Annotated in this window: 21 protein-coding genes; 13 read left to right on the forward strand and 8 right to left on the reverse strand. The window is 37.9% G+C overall.

Translation table 11 applies throughout. The features are described 5' to 3' along the window. Window position 1: 1 nt before the first annotated feature. Entirely contained in the window at window positions 2-337 is a 336-nt protein-coding gene (locus tag LEP1GSC195_RS12365; RefSeq protein WP_015681132.1) for a TRL domain-containing protein, read from the forward strand. Window positions 338-340: 3 nt separating this feature from the next. Further along, the gene (locus LEP1GSC195_RS12370) at window positions 341-1330 is read left to right on the forward strand and encodes a hypothetical protein (protein WP_015681893.1); all 990 of its coding nucleotides are present in this window, start codon (window positions 341-343) and stop codon (window positions 1328-1330) included. A 91-nt stretch (window positions 1331-1421) separates the two neighbouring features. Here LEP1GSC195_RS12370 and creD read toward each other — a convergent pair whose 3' ends face one another. The 5 genes from creD to LEP1GSC195_RS12395 form a co-directional block, all read right to left on the reverse strand. Beyond that, window positions 1422-2750 carry a cell envelope integrity protein CreD gene (gene creD / locus LEP1GSC195_RS12375; protein WP_015682612.1) on the reverse strand — a complete coding sequence of 443 codons (1329 nt, stop codon included), beginning with the start codon at window positions 2748-2750 and terminating at the stop codon, window positions 1422-1424. Window positions 2751-2833: 83 nt separating this feature from the next. Continuing rightward, on the reverse strand, window positions 2834-4225 hold the full coding sequence (gene creC, locus LEP1GSC195_RS12380; protein ID WP_232227840.1) for a two-component system sensor histidine kinase CreC: 1392 nt from the start codon (window positions 4223-4225) through the stop codon (window positions 2834-2836). Between the two features lie 42 nt (window positions 4226-4267). Then, a complete protein-coding gene (locus LEP1GSC195_RS12385; protein ID WP_015681412.1) occupies window positions 4268-4936 on the reverse strand; it encodes a response regulator in 669 nt (222 codons plus the stop codon). Window positions 4937-4944: 8 nt separating this feature from the next. Continuing rightward, entirely contained in the window at window positions 4945-6807 is a 1863-nt protein-coding gene (locus LEP1GSC195_RS12390; protein ID WP_015681051.1) for a gamma-glutamyltransferase family protein, read from the reverse strand. Window positions 6808-6871: 64 nt separating this feature from the next. Continuing rightward, entirely contained in the window at window positions 6872-8866 is a 1995-nt protein-coding gene (locus LEP1GSC195_RS12395; RefSeq protein ID WP_015682466.1) for a methyl-accepting chemotaxis protein, read from the reverse strand. A gap of 183 nt (window positions 8867-9049) precedes the next feature. Here LEP1GSC195_RS12395 and LEP1GSC195_RS12400 point away from each other — a divergent pair, with 183 nt between their 5' ends. Next, complete coding sequence (locus LEP1GSC195_RS12400; protein ID WP_015681800.1) at window positions 9050-9505, forward strand: hypothetical protein; 456 nt, start codon at window positions 9050-9052, stop codon at window positions 9503-9505. A 137-nt stretch (window positions 9506-9642) separates the two neighbouring features. Further along, complete coding sequence (locus LEP1GSC195_RS12405) at window positions 9643-10068, forward strand: hypothetical protein (RefSeq protein WP_015680992.1); 426 nt, start codon at window positions 9643-9645, stop codon at window positions 10066-10068. Between the two features lie 70 nt (window positions 10069-10138). Here the strand turns inward: LEP1GSC195_RS12405 and LEP1GSC195_RS12410 are convergent, their stop codons facing one another. Together LEP1GSC195_RS12410 and LEP1GSC195_RS12415 are read right to left on the reverse strand one after the other, a co-directional pair. After that, window positions 10139-11005: a DUF4349 domain-containing protein gene (locus tag LEP1GSC195_RS12410; protein ID WP_015680525.1), complete on the reverse strand. Its 867-nt coding sequence runs from the start codon at window positions 11003-11005 to the stop codon at window positions 10139-10141. Window positions 11006-11251: 246 nt separating this feature from the next. Further along, complete coding sequence (locus LEP1GSC195_RS12415) at window positions 11252-12505, reverse strand: U32 family peptidase C-terminal domain-containing protein (protein ID WP_015682280.1); 1254 nt, start codon at window positions 12503-12505, stop codon at window positions 11252-11254. A gap of 126 nt (window positions 12506-12631) precedes the next feature. Between LEP1GSC195_RS12415 and LEP1GSC195_RS12420 the strand changes: the two genes are divergently transcribed. The 6 genes from LEP1GSC195_RS12420 (at window position 12632) to LEP1GSC195_RS12445 (ending at window position 16405) form a co-directional block, all read left to right on the forward strand. After that, window positions 12632-13126, forward strand: coding sequence for a hypothetical protein (locus tag LEP1GSC195_RS12420; RefSeq protein WP_040507138.1), 495 nt, complete (start codon window positions 12632-12634; stop codon window positions 13124-13126). 48 nt (window positions 13127-13174) lie between these two features. Further along, window positions 13175-14569 carry an OmpP1/FadL family transporter gene (locus LEP1GSC195_RS12425; protein ID WP_015680789.1) on the forward strand — a complete coding sequence of 465 codons (1395 nt, stop codon included), beginning with the start codon at window positions 13175-13177 and terminating at the stop codon, window positions 14567-14569. Between the two features lie 12 nt (window positions 14570-14581). After that, entirely contained in the window at window positions 14582-15064 is a 483-nt protein-coding gene (locus tag LEP1GSC195_RS12430; protein WP_015681798.1) for a hypothetical protein, read from the forward strand. Between the two features lie 23 nt (window positions 15065-15087). After that, the gene (locus LEP1GSC195_RS12435) at window positions 15088-15501 is read left to right on the forward strand and encodes a hypothetical protein (protein ID WP_015682461.1); all 414 of its coding nucleotides are present in this window, start codon (window positions 15088-15090) and stop codon (window positions 15499-15501) included. 5 nt (window positions 15502-15506) lie between these two features. Continuing rightward, a complete protein-coding gene (locus tag LEP1GSC195_RS12440) occupies window positions 15507-15914 on the forward strand; it encodes a hypothetical protein (RefSeq protein WP_015682776.1) in 408 nt (135 codons plus the stop codon). A gap of 77 nt (window positions 15915-15991) precedes the next feature. Continuing rightward, entirely contained in the window at window positions 15992-16405 is a 414-nt protein-coding gene (locus tag LEP1GSC195_RS12445; RefSeq protein WP_015681194.1) for a hypothetical protein, read from the forward strand. A 26-nt stretch (window positions 16406-16431) separates the two neighbouring features. Here LEP1GSC195_RS12445 and LEP1GSC195_RS12450 read toward each other — a convergent pair whose 3' ends face one another. Further along, window positions 16432-16869, reverse strand: coding sequence for a bacteriohemerythrin (locus LEP1GSC195_RS12450; protein ID WP_002977190.1), 438 nt, complete (start codon window positions 16867-16869; stop codon window positions 16432-16434). Between the two features lie 319 nt (window positions 16870-17188). On the opposite strand from LEP1GSC195_RS12450, the gene LEP1GSC195_RS12455 reads away from it, so the two are divergent. Genes LEP1GSC195_RS12455 through nosZ form a run of 3 tightly spaced genes read left to right on the forward strand, consistent with a single transcriptional unit; the run spans window position 17189 to window position 20172 of the window. Next, on the forward strand, window positions 17189-17752 hold the full coding sequence (locus LEP1GSC195_RS12455) for a fasciclin domain-containing protein (RefSeq protein WP_232227786.1): 564 nt from the start codon (window positions 17189-17191) through the stop codon (window positions 17750-17752). 30 nt (window positions 17753-17782) lie between these two features. Next, entirely contained in the window at window positions 17783-18244 is a 462-nt protein-coding gene (locus LEP1GSC195_RS12460; RefSeq protein WP_039925906.1) for a c-type cytochrome, read from the forward strand. Window positions 18245-18252: 8 nt separating this feature from the next. Next, window positions 18253-20172 (forward strand): Sec-dependent nitrous-oxide reductase, encoded by a 1920-nt coding sequence (nosZ, locus tag LEP1GSC195_RS12465; protein WP_015680928.1) that lies wholly within the window; start codon window positions 18253-18255, stop codon window positions 20170-20172.

Below are 20172 nucleotides of genomic sequence, written 5' to 3' on the forward strand. Positions count from 1 at the left end.
TATGAAATATCTATTTCTTCCTATTTTAAGTTTATTATTTTTTTCAAATTGTGTAACAACTCCACTCCCAGGTTATTTGTTCGCATACACAACCCAACACTTAAATGGCGATGCCACTGGTAACATGGTAACATCTGCTAAACTAGAGAAAATGGGGAAGTCTTGTAGTTTTTCCGGAATCGTAGTCAATTTTTTCTTTTATGGTGCTGGTAACTCAATTGAAGAAGCAACTCAACATGCAAGTATCCAGAAGATAGCTGTCATCGACAGAGAATCTTTGACTATCCTACCGTTCGGTATCTTCTATCGCGAATGCGTAATTGTATGGGGAGAGTAAATCGTGTCCCATAAGATACTAATCACTGTTTTGTGGATTTCTTGCCTATATTCAAGTAGCATTTTCTCCAAAGACTTTGACTCAACTCACGAATTACCAAAAGTAAGGGAACCGGACAAACATAGAGTTTATCTTCGCCGTAATGAAGGTTATGGAGGAATAAATTTTCCAGTCATAGATTACTTAAAATATGAACATTTTAATTCATTATTGATTAATGGGTACGATGCTAACTCTGCGGTTAGGGCATTTTCAAAGAATGACGGTTATAATGCGGTTTCCATTCAACACGAACTCGAATATCGTTATATGGATAAGTTCCGAGTCTTTTATGAAAGTCGATCATTAGTAAATTTAAAAGCTAGCAAAAATGATCAAAGAAATCTACAATTCAAAGAAGATTACTCAAGTTTAGGGGTAGCATATTTTCATCCTTTATCCCCTAATTTAAATATTGGGGTTAGTTTGAGACAGGTTGATATTGAACAAACCACAAAAAATAACTATGTGTTGTTTGATCTTTTCCCGCCACTGGTTGGCCCAAGAAATAGAGAATTCAGTATGAACGTACGAGGCACAGTACCAGGACTTCATATCGAAATTAAGCCATTACGTTGGTTTGAAATTCATATTGGAAAACAATTCTATAATCTTTCAGGAAATGATACTAGATCAAGAATTGATATCATTTTGGTTAGTGATAGAAATGCTAATTTATTGCTTGGCTATTTTGACTTTTCAAAAGGTTTAGTAAGCTATACGGGAGAAAAAACAACATTAGACTTTGTATTTCGGTTCTCTTCCTGGTTTGCCACTAAATGGGGTTATTCGATTGAAAGATATGACGTAAAATACAAAAAATACCTTCTTTATGTAGATGATGATCTTCAATCTACATTGATTTATACAGCTTTGGAAGGTTCACAAAAGCAAAAAATGGAATTTGGATCTATGAATCTAACCTTTGAATTTTCAAAAAGTTTCGGCGAGTAACTTAAAAAAAACCTAACAGGGAACAGATCCCTGTTAGGATATCCTTCTATATCATTTCCATCTGTAATCTTATCAGTTCGAAAGCTCCAATCTAACCTTCCTTCTTTAATCCAAACTGGTACCAATCCACTTTACGAGTAAAATGCATCACGGCCGCTAGAACGGAAAAAAGTGCCAATGATCCAAGAAGTAACGCTTGTTCTTCGGATGCCAAAATCACATAAAGGAAAGAATATAAAACCAAATAATACGAAGCTGTAATCATCCCCTTCTTTTTATTTTTTAGCACACTAATCGCATAATATCCAATGAGTCCTGTCACCGCTAAACTCGACAAAATATACGCTGGCAAAAAACCCAAGTGCTCCGAAAACGATAGGTTTAGAATGTAAAACAATACCATGGCCGACCCGATTAAAATGTATTGGATGGGATGTAACAATACTCCGCCAAACACTTCCATCAAAAAAAACAAAGCAAAACTAGTTACAATAAAAAGAAGTCCATACTTTACAGACCTTTCCATCTTCAGATAATGATCCACAGGAATCACCAAACTCACTCCATACCCAGAATTCAAAATGGAATTTAAGATGCCATCATCCATAGAATGGATCACTTGAGGATAGGATCTTGCAAAATAAGACGACTCCCAAACAGCAGAAAATCCATTTTCATGAATGGAACGATCTTTTGGCAGAAGGTTTCCATTAAAGGAAGGATCCTTCCAATCAGAACTCATCATCAGTTTGGATTTTTTTCCGACAGGAATTACAGAGAGTGTTTCGGATCCTTTGACTTCCATTTGGATTTCAAATGGAATCGAGTTACCAGCTTCTGTGATAAAAACAGGGGCATTCAACCCTGATGGTAAATAGGAAGATTTGGTTCCTGGTAAAAACTTTTTATCTTTCCCAGACCAAGTCAGTTTCATTTCGCCTCCGAGGCCTTTCAAATCCGAAACAGAGACAAGTAACCTTGCATCATCCCAATAGATATAAGTTGTGTCCATAGGGAAATCAGAGGATTGTATTGGTGAAAATTTTCCAGTAAGCTTCACCTTACTTGTGTATAATGGAATTTCATAGATACTTCTTTTTCGAAGTTCCGTTTTCATATCTACGATAGAATCCAAATCCTCAGGTAAAAAATAGGCATAATCGGTAATATAATCCCACTTATCCTTTTCTTTTGTGGAACCTGATTTTGGAATTCTTAGATTGTAAGGAACCATCAAAATAGGGCCGACGATGGTTTGGTTCGTTCCCCATTTTTCCCCCACTTCGACTACGGCTTCGTTTCTTGCGGCACTTCTTTCTTCGATTAAAGAACCAATCATAGCCAGTGGTATGATAAACAATAAAATCATACCGCCGAGTATGGCTAAACGTAGGTTGACCGATGTTTGTAATTTACTCATAAAAATCTCCTATCTAAAGGATAGATCTTTTTCGTGAGTCTTTTATGTTCTGATTGTGAGGATTCTGTGAGGGTCTAGTTTTTTTAGAACCGGATGGAAACAATTACCCCATGAGAGTCGCGGTTTCTGATCTCTAACTGGCCACCATGTAGTTCAACAATTTGGTTTACAATGCTAAGACCCAAACCAGAACTTTTTCGGTTGTTCGTTGGTCTTGGTAAAGAATAGAATTTTTCTGTCACCCGAGTGAGTGCATAATCAGGAATTTTATGACCCTCATCTATTACAGATAATTTTAAGGAATTGTCTGGTTCTTTATGTATTTCAATGTTTATGGTATCGTTTTCGCTCGCAAAATCGATGGAATTTTTAATCAAATTTTTTATAGCTAAAAATAAATAATTACGGTTTCCCTTTACTTCCCAAGTTTTATTTTCACAATCAATTCTAACATGAATGGATTTCCATTCCATTTCCGATTGGAAATTCAGTAATACTTCCTGAACTAAATCATACAAAATTACGTTGTCTTCCAAAGATATCGATTTTTTTCCCTCCAAGGAAGAAAGTTCTAACAATTGTTCGATGATATTTTGAATTCGTTTGGCTTCCTCCTGTATATTTTTGGTGAGTCGTTCTGATTCGTTGGGATGTGTATGTAACAGTTCTACTGATGCTAAAATTGAAGAAAGCGGACTTTTGATTTCATGAGTCAAAGTTTGCACATAAGATTCTATATATTTTTTTCCTTCAATTTCTTCGACTAGTAAATCCACCTTTTTTCCTAGTTCGTTCAATTCACGAATTCCAATTTTGGGAAACACAACTTTCTCTTTTCTGCGTAACGAACTCACATACTGAGAGAGTCTTAAAATTGGTCGAAAAAATAAATAGGCAAGTATACTAAACAGGACGGCAATCGCAGAAGCCACAAGGAGAGATATTCGCCAAAACTTTCTTTTTGCTTCATCAATAAAAGGGATCACCCCTGTTTTTGGTTTGATGACAGTGAGAACTCCAATGGTCTTATTTTTGTTTCGGATGGGAGAGGCCACAAACAAGGCACCTTCTCCTTCCTTATCAATGAGTTTACTCGATCTTGCTCCATACTTTCCTTGAAGAGTCAAATACACATCGTTAAACTTCGAATAGTCGAGCCCTTCTCTATACTTTTCCGAATCAAATACCACAATTCCCTTTGTATTGGTGATATAAACTTGGATGTCTGTATTTGTTTTTAAAAGAGAATAAATCTTTGCATTAAAAGAACGTTTGTTTGTGTTTTCGAAAACGGGTGAAAATATAGAATGAAGGGTCTCTTGGAACTTTAGATAGGAACGAGGATTTTGTTCTAGTCTCTCTTCCACAATGGCAGATAAAATATGTGCTGTGTCATTCAACGATTCCTCGACAGTTTCCATATAACGAGGGCGAATGGATTCTTCTGTTTTATCGATTAAATAATAAAATCCAATACTTAGGATAAAAAAAACTAATGATGATTCGAATCCAAAGGTTCATATCTTTTCCTTCAATCCATAACCCTGTCCCCTTCTTGTTTCAATGGGGTCGAAGTCATTTTCAATTTCTTTGAACCTAGCACGGATGTTTTTGATGACTGTATCCACAGCGCGGTCGAAACTATCTTCTGGTTCTGTCCACACACTGTCCATAATTTCTTCTCTGGTAAAAATACGTCCGGGCCATTTAAAAAATAATTCCATGGTTTTGTATTCGTAAGGGGAAAGATTCAATATTTTGCCATTCAAATAAACCAATTTTTTATCCAATGAAATTCTAAACTTATGATCTTCCATTGGTTGTAGTTGGGTTGTTCTTCTTAAAATGGCACGAATTCTTGCTAAAAGTTCTCTGGGACTGAATGGTTTTACAATATAATCGTCTGCTCCCATTTCCAATCCCAATACTTTATCGATCTCTGTATTTCGTGCTGTTAAAAAGATAACAGGTGTTTGGAATGACTTTCGAATTTCTTTTAGAACTTCAAATCCATTTTGGTCAGGTAATCCAATATCAAGCACAATGAGTGAGGTATCATTGGAGACTTTTTGAATCCCTTGTTTCCCTGTGGAAGCCACAGATACAGAAAACCCTTCCGACTCCAAAGTAATTTGGATGGTTTCCTGGATTCCTGGTTCATCTTCAATCAGAAGTATTTTGGTCATCTGAAAATTTATTTCCCTTCAGCCCAAGACTCTTCTCTAGGGTCGGCCACTCCTATCAGTTTTTTAGACTTTGCATCATTTAATACTGCGCAGACGGAACCAAAATCATTGTCTAAATGACCTTTTTTATATACTTTATAACCCATTGTTTTTAAAGAATCAGAGACTTTTGCATACAGAGACTCTTCTAATTCAATTCCACCCGGCCTGTAACTATGTGGTGAAAAACTATCTGGCCAGTTCACGGAACGAAATCTAGGTACCTCCACCGCTTTTTGTGGATCCATTCCAAAGACGATCACATTTAGAAAAAATTGAATCATCGCTTGGCTTTGGACATCCCCACCAGGTGTTCCAAAACTCATCCATAACTTTCCTTGTTTCAACACCATACCTGGATTAGGTGTGATCCGTGGTCGTTTTCCCGGGGCAAGTGCGGAAGGATGATTTGGGTCCAAACGAAACTGTGTCATACGAATTCCCAATGTAATCCCCGTACCAGGAACCATCGGTGATTGCGGGAAATCGCTCGGAGTGAGAGAGACAGCATTCCCACTTCCATCCACAATACTCAAATAAGTAGTGTCTTTGCCATACTTAATTTCGCTGATCGATTGTTCCTTTGTTTCGTTAGGTTGTAAATGATGGGAGTTTGGTTTTTTTGAATCGAACATCCAAGGATTTCCAGAAGGAGGTGTCACTCCAAAGGCATCTTTTTGAATCAGTTTTCGTCTGAGATTCGCATACTTTTTGGAAAGTAAACCAGCAATAGGAACCTCTACAAATTTTGGATCTCCAAAATATTTTTCTCTATCGGCAATGACAAGTTCAATCGCTTGGGACACTGTATGGATGTATTCTGGGGAGTTATGACCCATTGATTTAAGATCAACACCATCTAACAATTGCAAAACCATAGGAACCACTGGACCTTGTGTCCAAGTTTGGTTTGAGAAAATTTGGTATTCTCCAAACTCACCGGATACTGGTTTTTCCCAACCACCGGTATATTTTGCCAAATCTTCTTTCGTAAAAAGACCATTTTTATCCGTATGTAGTTTCACAATGGCATCAGAAATTGGCCCTTTATAAAAATAATCTCTTACCGATTCTAACGCTTGTTTTCTGGTCTTTCCTGTTTTTAAAGTTTGCATTTCTGCACCAGCCATAGACTTCCATGTATTTGCCAGATCCAACCGTTTCGTGAGTTCCCCTTCTCGAATTCCATACCACCATTTTTTCTCAAGGTATACTTCCGAGTTGTATGGCATAATCAAAGTAAAACCTAAACGTTTATATAATGGTAAGTCTAAGTTCTTTACTAAGATTCGGTTGGCAGGAAAACCTTCTTCTGCGATTTGAATGGCTGGCTGCACTAGTTCTGAAAAAGATTTGGTTCCATGATCTTGTAACAATCTTACAATGACATCGGGAGATGCCGGCAACAACTGAGCCAAAATAGAATTTTTTGGCATCACCTCATAACCTTTCTCTTTAAACCATTCGATATTTGCTTTTTTAGGGGCAGTCCCTGCTCCTATATAACTTTTTACTTGTCCTGATTTTTTATCATAAACTAATGTTGGTGCCACAGAAGGAAAACTAGCAGCTTCTCCATTGGTTACATTTAACACAAGGAGTGCTGCAACGGATGCATCAACTGCATTCCCACCACTTTCCAAAACTTTGATTGCAGCCTTTGTGGCCAAAGGATTTCCCGTGGAGACCATAAACTTTTGTCCAACGGCAGCATTACGTAAATTACCTTGAGGGTCCACATAAGAAGGAACAAGTGGCCGACGACTTCCCAAACATTGAAATAAAGAAATAGAGATGGCCAGAGAAATAAAAATCTTTGGTAAATTTGCCATGGAATCCTCAAAAAACGAATTGATAAAAACAATGTCGAATTTTGATTTTATGTCGAACTATTTTTTACAACTTAAATCGTTCGGTGATCCCTTTTAAAATCTCAGCAGTTGATGCTAAATTTTGCGCGGAAGAAGACATCTCTTCTGAACCAGAAGCAGTAATTAACGTATGTTCATTGATTTGTATGATGACTTCCGAAATTTCTCTCACTGCCCTCTTCTGTTCATTGGTGGAGAGTTTGATTGTCTCTGCATCAAAACCCATTTGTTCAGCACCTTCGTCTACTTCTCGTTTAATGGATTCTTGAGCAGAAGTGACTGAGTACAATTTGTTCATTGCTGCATTTACTGTTTCCACATTTTGAATGATGTTGTGTAACATTTCGGCAGACGAACGAATGGCATTGGCACCGGAATCCAATTCCCGATTGTTTTTAGTAATCATGGTTCCAATTGATTTAATAGAGGAGGCTGTTTTTTCTGAAAGTTTAGAGATCTCATCAGCAACAACAGCAAATCCTCTTCCCGCTTCACCGGCCCGAGCCGCTTCAATCGCAGCATTCAAAGCCAATAGTTGTGTTTGGTCTGCGATTTCATTGATGATTTGAATGATAGCAGTCATTTCTCCCGAGGAATGAAGGATGTTCTCAATCATTTGGCTCATACCTTGGATGGACTCTTCTCCCTTTTTGGCTTGGTTAGAAATGGATTCTGCTAACTTCAGTGTGCTTTCAATTTCGGATCCAATTTTACGGATACTTTCTGATAGTTCTCTAATTTTAGAATGGAAGTTTGTAAAGTTTCCAAATTGCCTGTCTGTAGAGGCTGCAATATGATCCATACCTGCGGACATTTCTTCAATCGTAGCAGACATCTCTTCAGAAGAAGCCGCAGTGGACTGCGCTCCTGTAGCAAAGTTATTGGAAGAAGAAGTTAATTCTTCCGATGATGCAGCAAGTTCTATGGTAATTCTTTGGATCTCTTCAAAAGACTTTCTTAAACTAGCAATAAATACATTGAGTCCTTGCCCCATACGTCCAATCTCATCATCATAAACAACTTTAATGGACGAAGTTAAATTTCCCTCTGACATTTCTTTAAAAATATGACTCACATCTTCCAATGGATTCAATCGTTTACTCAGTAAAACATATAACAACCAAATAGACACAAGAGCAATCACGATGGATGAAATTGCTATGATTATAAGTAACTCAAACAGTGCTTCTTTGATTTCTTCTTTAGGTTGGATGGCAAGAATCACCATTCCCCAATCTTTTAGATGATGGCTAACAGCAAGATGTTCCCGTTCTAAATATTCAAATTCAAGTACATCTCCTGTTTTCAAAGACAACATACGTGCACCTGATTCATCTTTGGACAAATCATACTTTAAAATTTGTTTTTTTTCTTTTAAAGCAATGAGGAGTCCCGCCTTTGTCGAAATGACAACATAACCATCGCGACCAATTTTGATTTTATTGATCACCTTATCGGTTAAGTTCATAAGCGAGAGTGCAATTCCCGCATTCCCGATCAATTTTTCGTTGTCGTATACAGGATAGGTGATGGTAACAACAGGATTGTTAGTGAGAGGATTCAGAATAGGTTTTCCGATAAAGTACCTTTTTTCTTTGCCGGCCTTTAGTTCTTCTGGATCCATATCTTCCGGTTTCATTTTCCATCCGATAGCTTGGCCTGTGGCATCCGCTACAACTCGAGGATCATTATCATAAGTATGTGTATAAATATTTTCATAGACTCCATACCGATCATTCATTTCCTTAAAGTAGGCTTGAGCGATGGGTTTCCCTGTTTTTAAGGAAGTGATGGTTCTTTGATCATTGGCTACAGTTTTAATGACATTGACATGGTTTACAAAAAAATCATCGATCTCTTGGCCAACAACTTCTACAATTCCTTGCATTTGTCCAATATAAGCTTCTTTTATCTTTTTTTGCCCAAAGTAATAAGCAACTGAACCTACCGAACAGCTAATAATAAAAAGAATAGTAGCACCACTCAGTAACAAAATGAATTTAATAGAATTACGCTGCATAAAATTTCCCCGAAGTCTTTATATTGAACGTGGTTCAGAATATCAGAATATTCTTAATGAACCCACCACAAGGCCCATTGGTTCAGAGTTTGGAATGACTGTTTTTTTGCAACATACCTAGAATCATTCTAACGAAAAATCCTTTTTTTATGATCTAGGGATTACTACTCATGTCCAATCGATATGAAGAACGAAATCTATACGAAATGGGAAAAGGAATCAGCTCTTGTCACAACGCGAATTTCTGGTGCTGTGACAGAAACGGAAGTATCCGAGTGGAAACAAAGTTTGGAAAAGGCATTTGCAGAAATTCCTGCTGGCACAAAATTTAAAATCTTTGTAAACCTTCACGGCCTAAATCCTGCTTCCGTTTCCGCCCATAAATCTTACCGGGACATAGTCCCACTACTCTTAAGCCAATACAATTGGAGGATTGGCTACTTGGATCTATTCGACGAAGCAAAAGATTTAAAATTAACTTCCAAAAACGAAATAGAATGTTTGGCAGCGGTCCATTGCCATCACGATAGTTATAAAATCAACGAATACGAAAGCCGATTTGGAAAAGATTCAGAACATTTTTATGACGATCCCGAAAAATCTGAATCTTGGATACGAAGTTATTCCATACCTCTCTAAAGAAACTAAAAACTAATACTTTGATAAAGCCATTCCCTATTCTCAGCGGATTGGCTTTTGGTAATATGAATCTTGTTCTCTAAATAAAGAATACAAAACCGTCTTGACTTTGGGTGATAAAACATAGAATCACCGAGATGAAAAAACAAATCCTCTTTTGTATTCTATTTTTCTTCACGGTAGCACTCAATGCTAATCCAGAAACCAAAGCAACGGAACTCTGCAATTGTTTAAAAAAAGCAAAGAGCTCAGAAATTGAAGCGGACAAAAAGAAATGTTTGGCACAAAGAGAAGAACATGTAGCTATTTTAAAGAAGGGATCTAAAGCATACGATTCCTATCTTGTCGCTCTTCAGAAATGCGAACAAGAGTTAGCGGGAACACCAGAAACGAAACCAAACCTTTCCATAGAAGAAAAAGTTTCAGCAGTATGTGATTGTTTTCAAAAAGCGGAAAAACAAAATAGAATGGGATGTTTCAAACTCCAAAGTGACTATGGAAAAACCATTTCGGACCCAGAAGAGAAAAAAAAGTTCAATCTCTCCTCTGGCAGTTGTAACTAACAGACAAACCATAACGAAAGAGCACTGCCTTTCGTTATGTGATGGAATTACTTTTCTACAATTCTCTCCATTATTTTTTAAAATACTTCCCAATCTTTTTCAGTGGAAAATACAAAATACCTGCAAGAAGGAAGAAAGGAATCATCCAAATCAGATAGTATGTTAAATCTAAAAAAACATTTAGAATTCCAATGAATGCATTTTTATAGGTTGGGACTTGGATTTTATCCGGTGGAATGGGGGTCGAAAATTGAACGGTTAAGGTAGCCCACTTTACCTTATCTTTTATTTTCCAAATTTCATGCTCCGACTGGTCCAAATTGTTTTCGCTATCTGTTACGGCTTCTTCGATCGCTTGCCAGTTTTTTGAATTGGCCGAAGTTTGGTTGTTGGCATTCGTTCGTCGACCTAATCGAATTTTTTCGCGGTTTGACTTGATCTTTTGCCAAACCATTCCTTCTGTATGGTCTACCGTAGAGATGTCCTCACTCTGTAAAACCCCATAAGTATCCAATTCAATTAAAGCTTCATATAGTTTTTCAGAATGGATATGAATGCGAAGGCTCATATAAGGAGAGTCCGCATTCACAGCAGAACTACTTTCTATATAGCCATATTTGGTAATAAAACCAAGTATATCCTTTCTTGTTTTGATCAAATTTTGGGTTTGGTAACTTAATTGGACTTGGTATTCTAACAATCGTTCGGAACTAGTGGGAATGGGAACAAATACCTGGCCCAGTTGGTTTTCGACTGACGGTTGTTCGATGCTCTCTTCGGATCGCGAAGCACTGGGAGCCACTTTTTTTTCACTCACGGCATCCAAGGAACGCATTTCCGCTTCGGCTGGTGCAGTGTTCTCCCCGTTGGATTCTTTGCCACATTGCAGGAGGAAGGCAAACACAATGAAGATTAAAAATACTAATTTATTTTTCACAAAAAACCCTAACCTATCTAATTCTACTGTTACTTAACAGTTCTCCTTAGGCAGATTCTCAATAGAAAGAGGTGTAAATCTCGGGGCGAATCCAGCACCAAAAGTGCTGGACCGGGCTTTCCGCTGCAATCTGCAAAGCAACAGAAGAATATTTTTTAGTTTTCGTATCTATACACCTAACTTCCGTTGCATTGCAGGATTTACGCTACAATCCCTATCGCGGGGAGAACTTAGGAGGAAACTCACTTATAATTTTTTACTTAAAAAAGACCTAGACGGAATCACAAACGGAACTTCTAACTCAACTGTCCCCATTCCCCCACTAATCACTTCCACAGGTTTTTCTTTATAAAATATTTGATCCACAGTAAAAGACAATGCTTCCGGATCAGAAGCCGTGATCACTTCCATCACATCTCCTTTTTGGATTTTATTTTTCACTTCAATGACGATTCGTTTTGTATCCGGTTTATATTCTTTTACAAACCCCGCATACTTTTGGCTCATCTGTAAACTCGTTCCAAATTCATTGTTTTGGAAATCTCTTTCCTCTTCAGGAATTCTATCTTCCATACCACGAGTCAAAAACCCAGAGAAGTATTTTCTAGAAGAAACTTTATCCAGTTCTTGTAACCACTTTCTGTCAAAACTTTCGCCTCGCGCTATACTATCCAAGGTATTTCTGTAACTACGTGCCACCATTCCCACATAATAATCGTTTTTTGTGCGACCTTCCACTTTTAAAGAATCCACTCCCGCATCACATAACTCTTGTAAGAATTCAATGGCTCGAAGATCTTTAGAATTCATTAAAAATGTTCCATCCTCGTCAGTAATGAGTTCCATAGCTTCATCATTTTGTTTAGGATTGGTAACAAATACTTTATACAAATCACGGCAGGCATTATTACAAGAACCTTGGTTGGCATCCCGTTTTTTAAAGTAATTACTCATAAAACAACGACCACTATGAGCAATACAAATCGATCCATGCACAAAGACTTCAATTTCCATATCGGGAACTTCATTTTTGATTTCTGCAATTTCAGAAATGGAAACTTCGCGAGATAAGATCACTCGAGTGGCACCAAATTTTTTCCAAAATTTCACTGTCGCATAATTCATCGTATTGGCTTGGACAGAAATATGAATGTCAATTTCAGGATGAGCTTCCTTTGTTATGAGTATCAAACCAGGATCAGCCATAATCAATGCATCCGGTTTTAATGCCGCCATCTGATCTAAATACTTAGGATAGGATGGCAACTTAGAATTTCTTGGAATGTTATTCACAGTGAAATAGATTTTTTTACCGAGTTTCCGGGCAAGGGTTACACCGGCATCCAATGCCTCCATAGTAAAATCGTTTTCTCTGGCTCGCAAAGAAAACCTCGGGACACCACAATAGGCTGCGTCTGCACCATATAGATAAGCAATTTCTAATTTTTCTAAATTTCCGGCAGGAAGTAACAGTTCTGGAATTTTTCTCATCTGGGACACACTCTCAATCCATCCCAAAAGAATCCCCTTTTCTAAAAAGGAAAATATATAAGATAGATTTTTAGATTGTTTCTAAAAATAAAAAAGGAAAAGACAAACAACCCATCCATTCCATTTTCATCTATCATGTTGTTTTACTTTTTACTTTTGATCTTTCATATTTTCTCTGCGATGATTTGGGTAGGAGGAATGATCTTCTATGTAATCGTAGTCATTCCAGTCATTCGAAATCCTGAGTTAAAAGATCAAAAACTAAGGTTACTCCAATTAACAGCTCTTCAGTTTAGAAATATATCTTACTTTGTTTTTTTGGTTTTTGTTATCTCAGGGATAGGACTATTATATAACAAAGGTTATTTTGAATCAAACGGTGCCTTACTCACAACTAACATAGGTTACATGTTTTTGGCAAAAATAGGATTATTTACCATTTTATTTTTATCTTCTTTGTATCACGACTTTGTGACTGGACCCAAAACATTTATCTACTTAGAATCAGACCCCATCCAATATGAAAGGTATAGGAAAACTTCTGCTTTCTTTGGAAGGTTCAATTTGTTGGTATCCGTTTCGATTGCACTCTTGGGAATCCTGGCTTCTCGGGGCTTCTCCCTTTTCTGAATTTTTATCCCCTTGACTTCGAAAGGGCTGGCTCATCCATTGGGGTAAATGATTTCGAGTCGCATTTTCATATTTTTATTCATTCTAATTCTAATCTTGGATCCGAGACTCTCCCCCTCTCTGGAGGCCTTTCATGGGATCCTGCAGCCAGCGTTTGGAGCAAGACAAGCCGGAATGGGAGGTGCCTTCCAAGCGGTGGGCGGATCGGTGATGGATTTAGAATCGAATCCCTCTCATTTGGCACGAGTCAAAAGAACCAAATGGGAGTTAGGTTCTGGAATTCATTTGCCCACTATCGAATATAATGATGAATACATTGATCCAGATCCTAGTCGTTCTTATCGCAACTCAACAGTCGAACATCCGAGAGCAGTCCTTCCCTATATTGGGATCATCAAACCTATATCGGAAAATATAAGCATTGGTTTTGCTTTGTATGCACAAGGAGGTGGGGGTGGACAGTTTAAAAATATCAAACGACACACACCTGACGGCCGAACCCTCAATGAAACCTTTGGAACAAATATTCCCGTCATCGGCGAGAGCACAAAAGCAGTAGAAGATTTAAACTTTAGATTTATGACCATGAAATCCACGTTTGGTGCTGGGTTCAAAAAAGGGAACTTTGCCGTGGGCGCCGGTCTTGACCTGGTTTATGGGTTTATGGAACTGAAAAGAACCTACCAAGATGAAACAAGAAGCCTCACTATCCCTGGCGGAATCCGTTACCAAAGTGACTCGGCTTATAGCATGGGAGGAAAAATTGGAGTCTCTTATGACCTAACAGAGAATATCCGAATCGCTTATTCCTACACTACTAGAAATTTTTTACCGATGGATGGAACTATGAAAGTAGATGGGTATGCTCCCGAAAGATCCTTTGGTACAAGAGTGTCCCGGTATATGCTTTGGCCAGACAAACATATTGCGGGAATTTCTTATCGCACTGACAGATTTATCATCGACTTTGATATCAAATACATCCCTTGGTCGGAAAGTTTTAATTCTAGTAAGTTTCGCCTAGAGGATGTTTGGATGAGGACACCTATTGGAGTAGAAACTAATGCTTTTCAATTCAATTTAAATTGGAAAAACCAAACCATATTTGCTATTGGGGCCGAGTATAAATGGAATGATCGTTTTATGAGTCGAATGGGGTATAGTTATGGAAACAATGTAATTCCTGCTAGCGGAGTGAGTCCCATGTTAGGAGCTAGTATCGAACACCACCTTTCTATGGGTGGAAGTATCTCCTGGAATGACTCCACTTTCCATATCGCATGTGAATATGGATTTCCTAAAAAAACTTATGGAGGAAAAACTTCAGACTGGACGTTATCCCATGCCATCTATTCTAGTAAAGAAATTCATCCATTCCAATTTTCTTATAACAAACAGATGAGTGTATTTAGTATCTATTTTGGAATGGAACAAAATATTTAAAAGGCAAAACAAATGAATTCTAAATCTATTGGAAAAATTGCGATCGGAATTTGGATCGTAACCTTCATCACACTTGGGTATTTTTTTTATTTCGGAAGCACTAGTCGTTCTTTAGACAACCGAACTGCAATTCATCTAACACCTGCTGAACGACAATTAGTCCTAACTGAAATGAGGGCCCTACTCACAGCAGTCAATGGAATGCTAGGTGGACTGGCAGACAAAGACTACGAAGGTGCAGCAAAAGCCGCCGATGCCGTAGGTATGGGCCTTGTTGCTAGTTTAGAACACCAAGAAAAAACGATTCTTTTAAAACTTCCTGTGGAATTCAAAAAACTGGGATTTGGAACTCACGAAAAGTTTGATGCAATCGCAGCAAAGATTCGCAAAAAACAAGACATTCATACACTTTTAAAAGAGATGGATGAACTTACGCGTAACTGTGTCGCTTGCCACGCCAGTTACAAAATCGAACTCGACTCAGAAAAAAAATAAACTAGGGCCAAACTGGATTTCCTATGCCAAAGATTTCAAGATACTTTATCAAATCTGGAATGTTGTATTTGTTGTGCGGAGTTTTAGTTTATGCTCTCTCTGAATTTCCAGGATCTAACTGGGAAATTCATTTAATGCCTGTTTATTGGCACATGATTGCTCTTGGATGGATTACGCAGATTATCATGGGTGTTTCTCTTTGGATGTATCCAAAAGGAAAAAATCCAGCTCCGAAAAATGGATCCAATCTTTCTTGGATGGCTTATTTTTGTTTAAATTTAGGGCTTATCTTTCGCATTGGTTCAGAACCTTTTTTGTATTTAAATAGAGACCTTTCCCTTGTACCTTTTGCTTTTTCTATCTTTTTGCAATTTGCAGGAATCCTTTGTTTTGTATTGGAAATTTGGCCAAGATTAGAACCGCAAAGTAGAAAATAAAATCTATGTTACCCATTCAATCCGTTTGGCTCATTCGAATTTCCTTAATTTACTTAATCCTCGGATCCTTGTTAGGGTCTCTTCTTATGTTTCACAAAGCCTTTGGGTGGAATCCTGAAATTTGGAAATTCCTACCACTGCATTATTCGATTCTGATTTGGGGATTTTTCATTCAACTAATTATGGGAACGGCTTATTGGATGTTTCCCAAGTTTCTTTCAGAACATCCCCGGGGATCCAGTAAGCAGGCATGGTTGATGTTTTCTAGTTACAATTTTGGTTTGATTCTATATTTAATTACAAAATTTTTTATCCCAATCGATTCCTTCGCTCTACTTGGAAAATGCCTAATTTTTTTCGGTTTACTAACATTTATGAGACTCGCTTGGGTGAGAATCATTTCCTACACTTAAAACCAAATCCCTTCAGAAAAAAATTCTCTATTGATTTAGATCAATTCCTTCCTGAAACAAGGGTGGTAATTTGTATCATGAAGTTTTCCAAGTTTATTTTCCATGGTTTTATTTTATTCCTAATAACGATTACGTTCTCGTGCCATGAACATACGGGTTCAAAACTTCCAGAACTGAACAATGGCAAAGTTTGGGTGGCAGATAAATCTACAAGGTTGGGATTTCAGAAGATGGACGAACAATTTCATCATGCTAATTCTCTTGAATCACTAGAGGACTACCATAAACAAGCTGATCAAATTTTATCCATTATCAATGAAATCCAATCCTCTTGTACAATGTCAGGCCAAGGACATGAAGAGTTACATAATTATATAAATTTATTATTAGAAGAAGTGCGTATAATGAAAGGAAACGATATCGATTTGGCTAAAAAAGCAAAATCAGAACTTATCGAAAAAATATCCAAACATTCATTGTACTTTGAATGAACAAAGTAAATTCAAAAAGAAAATGATTATATACTAAACTTAATGAAAGGTTTGTAATCTAAATCTTCTTTCAAGATATGATTGGTAAGCCACGCCCGTAAAAAATCAATTAAGTCTTTAAAGAAAGTATCCAATAATTCATCATTGGAAAGTAAATTCCCCTGACCCAAACGATTTTTTAAATCCAATATTTTATCTGTGAACTTATTGTGTTGGTTGATATGTGCTTCTAGATTCGGATATTGGTTGAGTTCCATCACACGTTCTTCAATCAAAAAATGACTGAGAGTATAATCCTCTAGTTCAGAAACTGCATCGAGTAACACCTTCGATTTTCCTGAAAGGTGGTGTTTGTTTTCTTCGTAAACCGTTTCGATATTGTTAATTAACCGAAAGAGTTTTTTATGTTGAGAATCAATCTCGGAAATATTCGTTTCATACTTCGAATCCCAATGCGCTATCATAAGAGCCTCGTTCTTTCAGGATTTTGCAGCGCCCAAAGAGGACAAGTGATTAATCCCGACAACAAGGAAAGTGAAGGTTTCCCTAAGTCATGATTAGAATTAGAATCATTATAAATTAATTTATAGAACGAATCGTTCTGGGGATTCAAAGCAGTCTGAACCGCTTTCTCGATAACCAAACCCAAAAAAGTTACTGACAACCGATCTATGTATTGATAAAAATCAATGTTTATGATTCCTGCCATCTTGATTTAGATCAATACATATTCAGACGATCTGGCATTAAATGGTAGGTGAACCAATGAGTGGGCGGTATCCAATGAACAAAAAATTTTTTCAATTAACCATGATTACAATTGTCACCTGTCTTTCGCTAGCTGGTGTTTCTTGCGGAAAGGATGAAGACTCCAATTCTGGCAAAGGAATTTCTGCAGTTGCCGATGACAAATCACAACAAGATGTACTAAAAATTGCAGTAGGTTCAAAAGACCATACTACCCTGGTTGCAGCTGTCCAAGCTGCGGGCCTTGTGGATTCCCTTGCTAACCAAGGACCGTTCACTGTGTTCGCACCAACAAACGATGCATTTGCAAAGTTACCTGCAGGAACTGTAGATGATCTTCTAAAACCAAGCCAAAAAGATGCATTGAAGAACATATTAGAATACCATGTTGTAGTGGGTAACTTAACCGAATCCATTTTGAAGTCTGAGTTCACTGGTAAAGATGACGAACTCGGAATGGCAAATGGAGGTCACACTAAAGTTTCCTTAAAAAATGGAAAGGTTTTGATCAATGGTGCCACCATTGTTGCATCCATTCCTGCAACTAACGGGATCATCCACGTAGTTGACACAGTGTTACTACCACCTGCAAAGAAATGATAAATACTAAAATACTAAGGAGTATTTAAGATGAACCTTTCAATATTAACCGGAGTACACTACCGAATCAAATTCGGACTTATAGTAGGACTCTTAATCAGTATGACAATCATATCCTGTGGAGGAGACAAAACAGAAGAAGCACCAGCATCTAATGCGGGTTCCAAAGGGATAGGACCAGTAAAATCTGTCACCCTGGGAGCTTTAGACCAGTCAATGGCAGATCGTGGAAAAAAACAATTTGAAGCCAAGTGTTCCGCTTGTCACAAATTCGAAGAAAAGGTTGTAGGACCTGCTCTTCAAGATGTTACACTCCGCAGAACTCCCGAATGGATTATGAATATGATCCTAAATCCAGTGGAGATGACTCAAAAAGATCCCATCGGACAAGAGTTACTCGGTGAACACTTAACTCAAATGACTTTTCAAAATATTAAGGAAGAAGAAGCACGAGAGATCCTCGAGTACTTCCGCAAGATGGATTTAAAATAGGTAACTATATGTTAAAAAAATCAAATTTAATACTCGTTACACTTGGAATCACCCTTATGGCATTCGTTCCGAATTGCAAAAAGGGTGCAGCTACGGCAACACTTGCTTCCGATGCTGCTTCTAGAGTGTATGTGGCTCCAGGTGAAAAGGACGAAGTATACGCCTTTTTATCTGGTGGGTTTAGTGGTCAGATGTCCGTTTACGGAATTCCATCTGCACGGTTGTTCAAGATCATTCCAGTGTTTTCTGTGTTTCCAGAAAACGGATATGGGTTTGATGAAGAAACCAAAGACATGTTAAAAACAACTCATGGTTATGTGCCGTGGGATGATAGCCACCACGTAGAAGCATCTATGACTGATGGAAAACAAGATGGTCGTTGGATGTTTTTAAATGCAAACAACACACCAAGGCTTGCAAGGATTGATCTAAAGTCTTTTGAGACCAAAGAGATTTTAGAAATCCCAAACACTGCCGGTAACCACGCATCTCCGTTTGCAACAGAAAATACAGAGTATTTGATGGCAGCAACTAGATTCTCGGTTCCTGTTCCGCAAGCAAGCGTTGCTATCGACAGTTTCTCCAAAGGTGGGTTCAAAGGAACTGTCACTATGGTGAAAGTGGATAAAAACACAGGAAGACTTTCCATTGAATTGCAAGTTCTTGTTCCTGGGTTTAACTATGACTTATCCCATTGTGGTAAAAAGAAATCCCATGACTGGTGTTTCTTCAGTAGTTACAACTCTGAACAAGCACACAAAATGTTAGAAGTTGGTGCTTCTAAAAAAGATAAAGACTTTATCTTAGCATTCAACTGGGTTCGTGCTAAAGAATGTAAAGACCAAGGAAAGGCTTACAACTTTGGTGGTGAATACGTAAACAACTTCCACGATGAAAACAAACCAGCCGTTTCTACTAAGTTAAGCGGTGTGAAGATGTTGAATCCGAAGGATTGTCCAGGTATGATGTATTACATGCCAACACCAAAAAGTCCACATGGAACTGACGTTGACTCTACAGGAGAATACATTGTCGGTGGTGGAAAGTTAGCATCCGTAATCCCAGTTCACTCCTTTAGCAAAATGATGGAAGTGAAAGACAAAAAGGAACACCATTCGACTGAAATCGAAGGAATTCCAGTTCTTAAATATGAATCTACACTTGCTGGTGAAGTACAAAAACCATGTCTTGGTCCATTACATACTGAGTTCGACGGTCAAGGGTATGCCTATACTTCTTGTTTCGTAAGTTCTGAAGTTGTAAAATGGAAACTCGGCACATGGGAAGTGGTACAACATCTACCTGCTTATTATAGTGTTGGTCACTTATCTATCGTTGGTGGTAGTTCTTCAGAGCCTTACGGTAAGTATCTGATTGCCATGAACAAAATCACTAAAGACAGATATCTGCCTGTAGGTATGGAGTTACCGCAAAGTGCGCAACTCTATGACATCTCTTCTGGTAAAGCGGAATTGTTGTCAGACTTCCCTACTGTGGGAGAACCACACTATTCACAAATGATTCCGGCAAAACTGCTTATGGATAAAACAGCAAAACTCTTTCCTTTGGAAGAAAACAAACATCCGTATGCGACCAAAAATGAGAATGATGCAAAAATTGTAAGATTAGGAAGTACTGTCCATATCTACATGACTGCGATTCGTTCTCACTTCAAACCGGATATCATTGAAGCAAGAACTGGGGAAACTCTATACTTCCACGTAACCAACTTGGAACAAGATTATGATATTCCTCACGGATTTGCGATTGGTGGAGCACCTAACATGACAAACCTTCTTATCATGCCAGGTGAAACTAGAACCTTTAAATGGGTTGCTCCAAAACCAGGAGTTTATCCTTTCTACTGCACAGACTTCTGTTCTGCTCTACACCAAGAGATGCAACAGTACATCCGAGTTAGTCCATAA

The sequence above is a fragment of the Leptospira wolbachii serovar Codice str. CDC genome (genome assembly GCF_000332515.2).
GTDB lineage: Bacteria > Spirochaetota > Leptospiria > Leptospirales > Leptospiraceae > Leptospira_A > Leptospira_A wolbachii.

What these genes read in the sequence shown, in the direction of transcription:
- LEP1GSC195_RS12395 (WP_015682466.1), bottom strand. Translation starts at nt 8,866, where the DNA reads ATGCAGCGTAATTCTATTAAATTCATTTTGTTACTGAGTGGTGCTACT.
- LEP1GSC195_RS12385 (WP_015681412.1), bottom strand. Translation starts at nt 4,936, where the DNA reads ATGACCAAAATACTTCTGATTGAAGATGAACCAGGAATCCAGGAAACC.
- LEP1GSC195_RS12365 (WP_015681132.1), top strand. Translation starts at nt 2, where the DNA reads ATGAAATATCTATTTCTTCCTATTTTAAGTTTATTATTTTTTTCAAAT.
- LEP1GSC195_RS12390 (WP_015681051.1), bottom strand. Translation starts at nt 6,807, where the DNA reads ATGGCAAATTTACCAAAGATTTTTATTTCTCTGGCCATCTCTATTTCT.
- LEP1GSC195_RS12435 (WP_015682461.1), top strand. Translation starts at nt 15,088, where the DNA reads ATGCCAAAGATTTCAAGATACTTTATCAAATCTGGAATGTTGTATTTG.
- LEP1GSC195_RS12455 (WP_232227786.1), top strand. Translation starts at nt 17,189, where the DNA reads ATGAACAAAAAATTTTTTCAATTAACCATGATTACAATTGTCACCTGT.
- LEP1GSC195_RS12440 (WP_015682776.1), top strand. Translation starts at nt 15,507, where the DNA reads ATGTTACCCATTCAATCCGTTTGGCTCATTCGAATTTCCTTAATTTAC.
- LEP1GSC195_RS12400 (WP_015681800.1), top strand. Translation starts at nt 9,050, where the DNA reads ATGAAGAACGAAATCTATACGAAATGGGAAAAGGAATCAGCTCTTGTC.
- LEP1GSC195_RS12450 (WP_002977190.1), bottom strand. Translation starts at nt 16,869, where the DNA reads ATGATAGCGCATTGGGATTCGAAGTATGAAACGAATATTTCCGAGATT.
- LEP1GSC195_RS12445 (WP_015681194.1), top strand. Translation starts at nt 15,992, where the DNA reads ATGAAGTTTTCCAAGTTTATTTTCCATGGTTTTATTTTATTCCTAATA.
- LEP1GSC195_RS12460 (WP_039925906.1), top strand. Translation starts at nt 17,783, where the DNA reads ATGAACCTTTCAATATTAACCGGAGTACACTACCGAATCAAATTCGGA.
- LEP1GSC195_RS12405 (WP_015680992.1), top strand. Translation starts at nt 9,643, where the DNA reads ATGAAAAAACAAATCCTCTTTTGTATTCTATTTTTCTTCACGGTAGCA.
- nosZ (WP_015680928.1), top strand. Translation starts at nt 18,253, where the DNA reads ATGTTAAAAAAATCAAATTTAATACTCGTTACACTTGGAATCACCCTT.
- creD (WP_015682612.1), bottom strand. Translation starts at nt 2,750, where the DNA reads ATGAGTAAATTACAAACATCGGTCAACCTACGTTTAGCCATACTCGGC.
- LEP1GSC195_RS12420 (WP_040507138.1), top strand. Translation starts at nt 12,632, where the DNA reads ATGTTGTTTTACTTTTTACTTTTGATCTTTCATATTTTCTCTGCGATG.
- LEP1GSC195_RS12425 (WP_015680789.1), top strand. Translation starts at nt 13,175, where the DNA reads ATGATTTCGAGTCGCATTTTCATATTTTTATTCATTCTAATTCTAATC.
- LEP1GSC195_RS12430 (WP_015681798.1), top strand. Translation starts at nt 14,582, where the DNA reads ATGAATTCTAAATCTATTGGAAAAATTGCGATCGGAATTTGGATCGTA.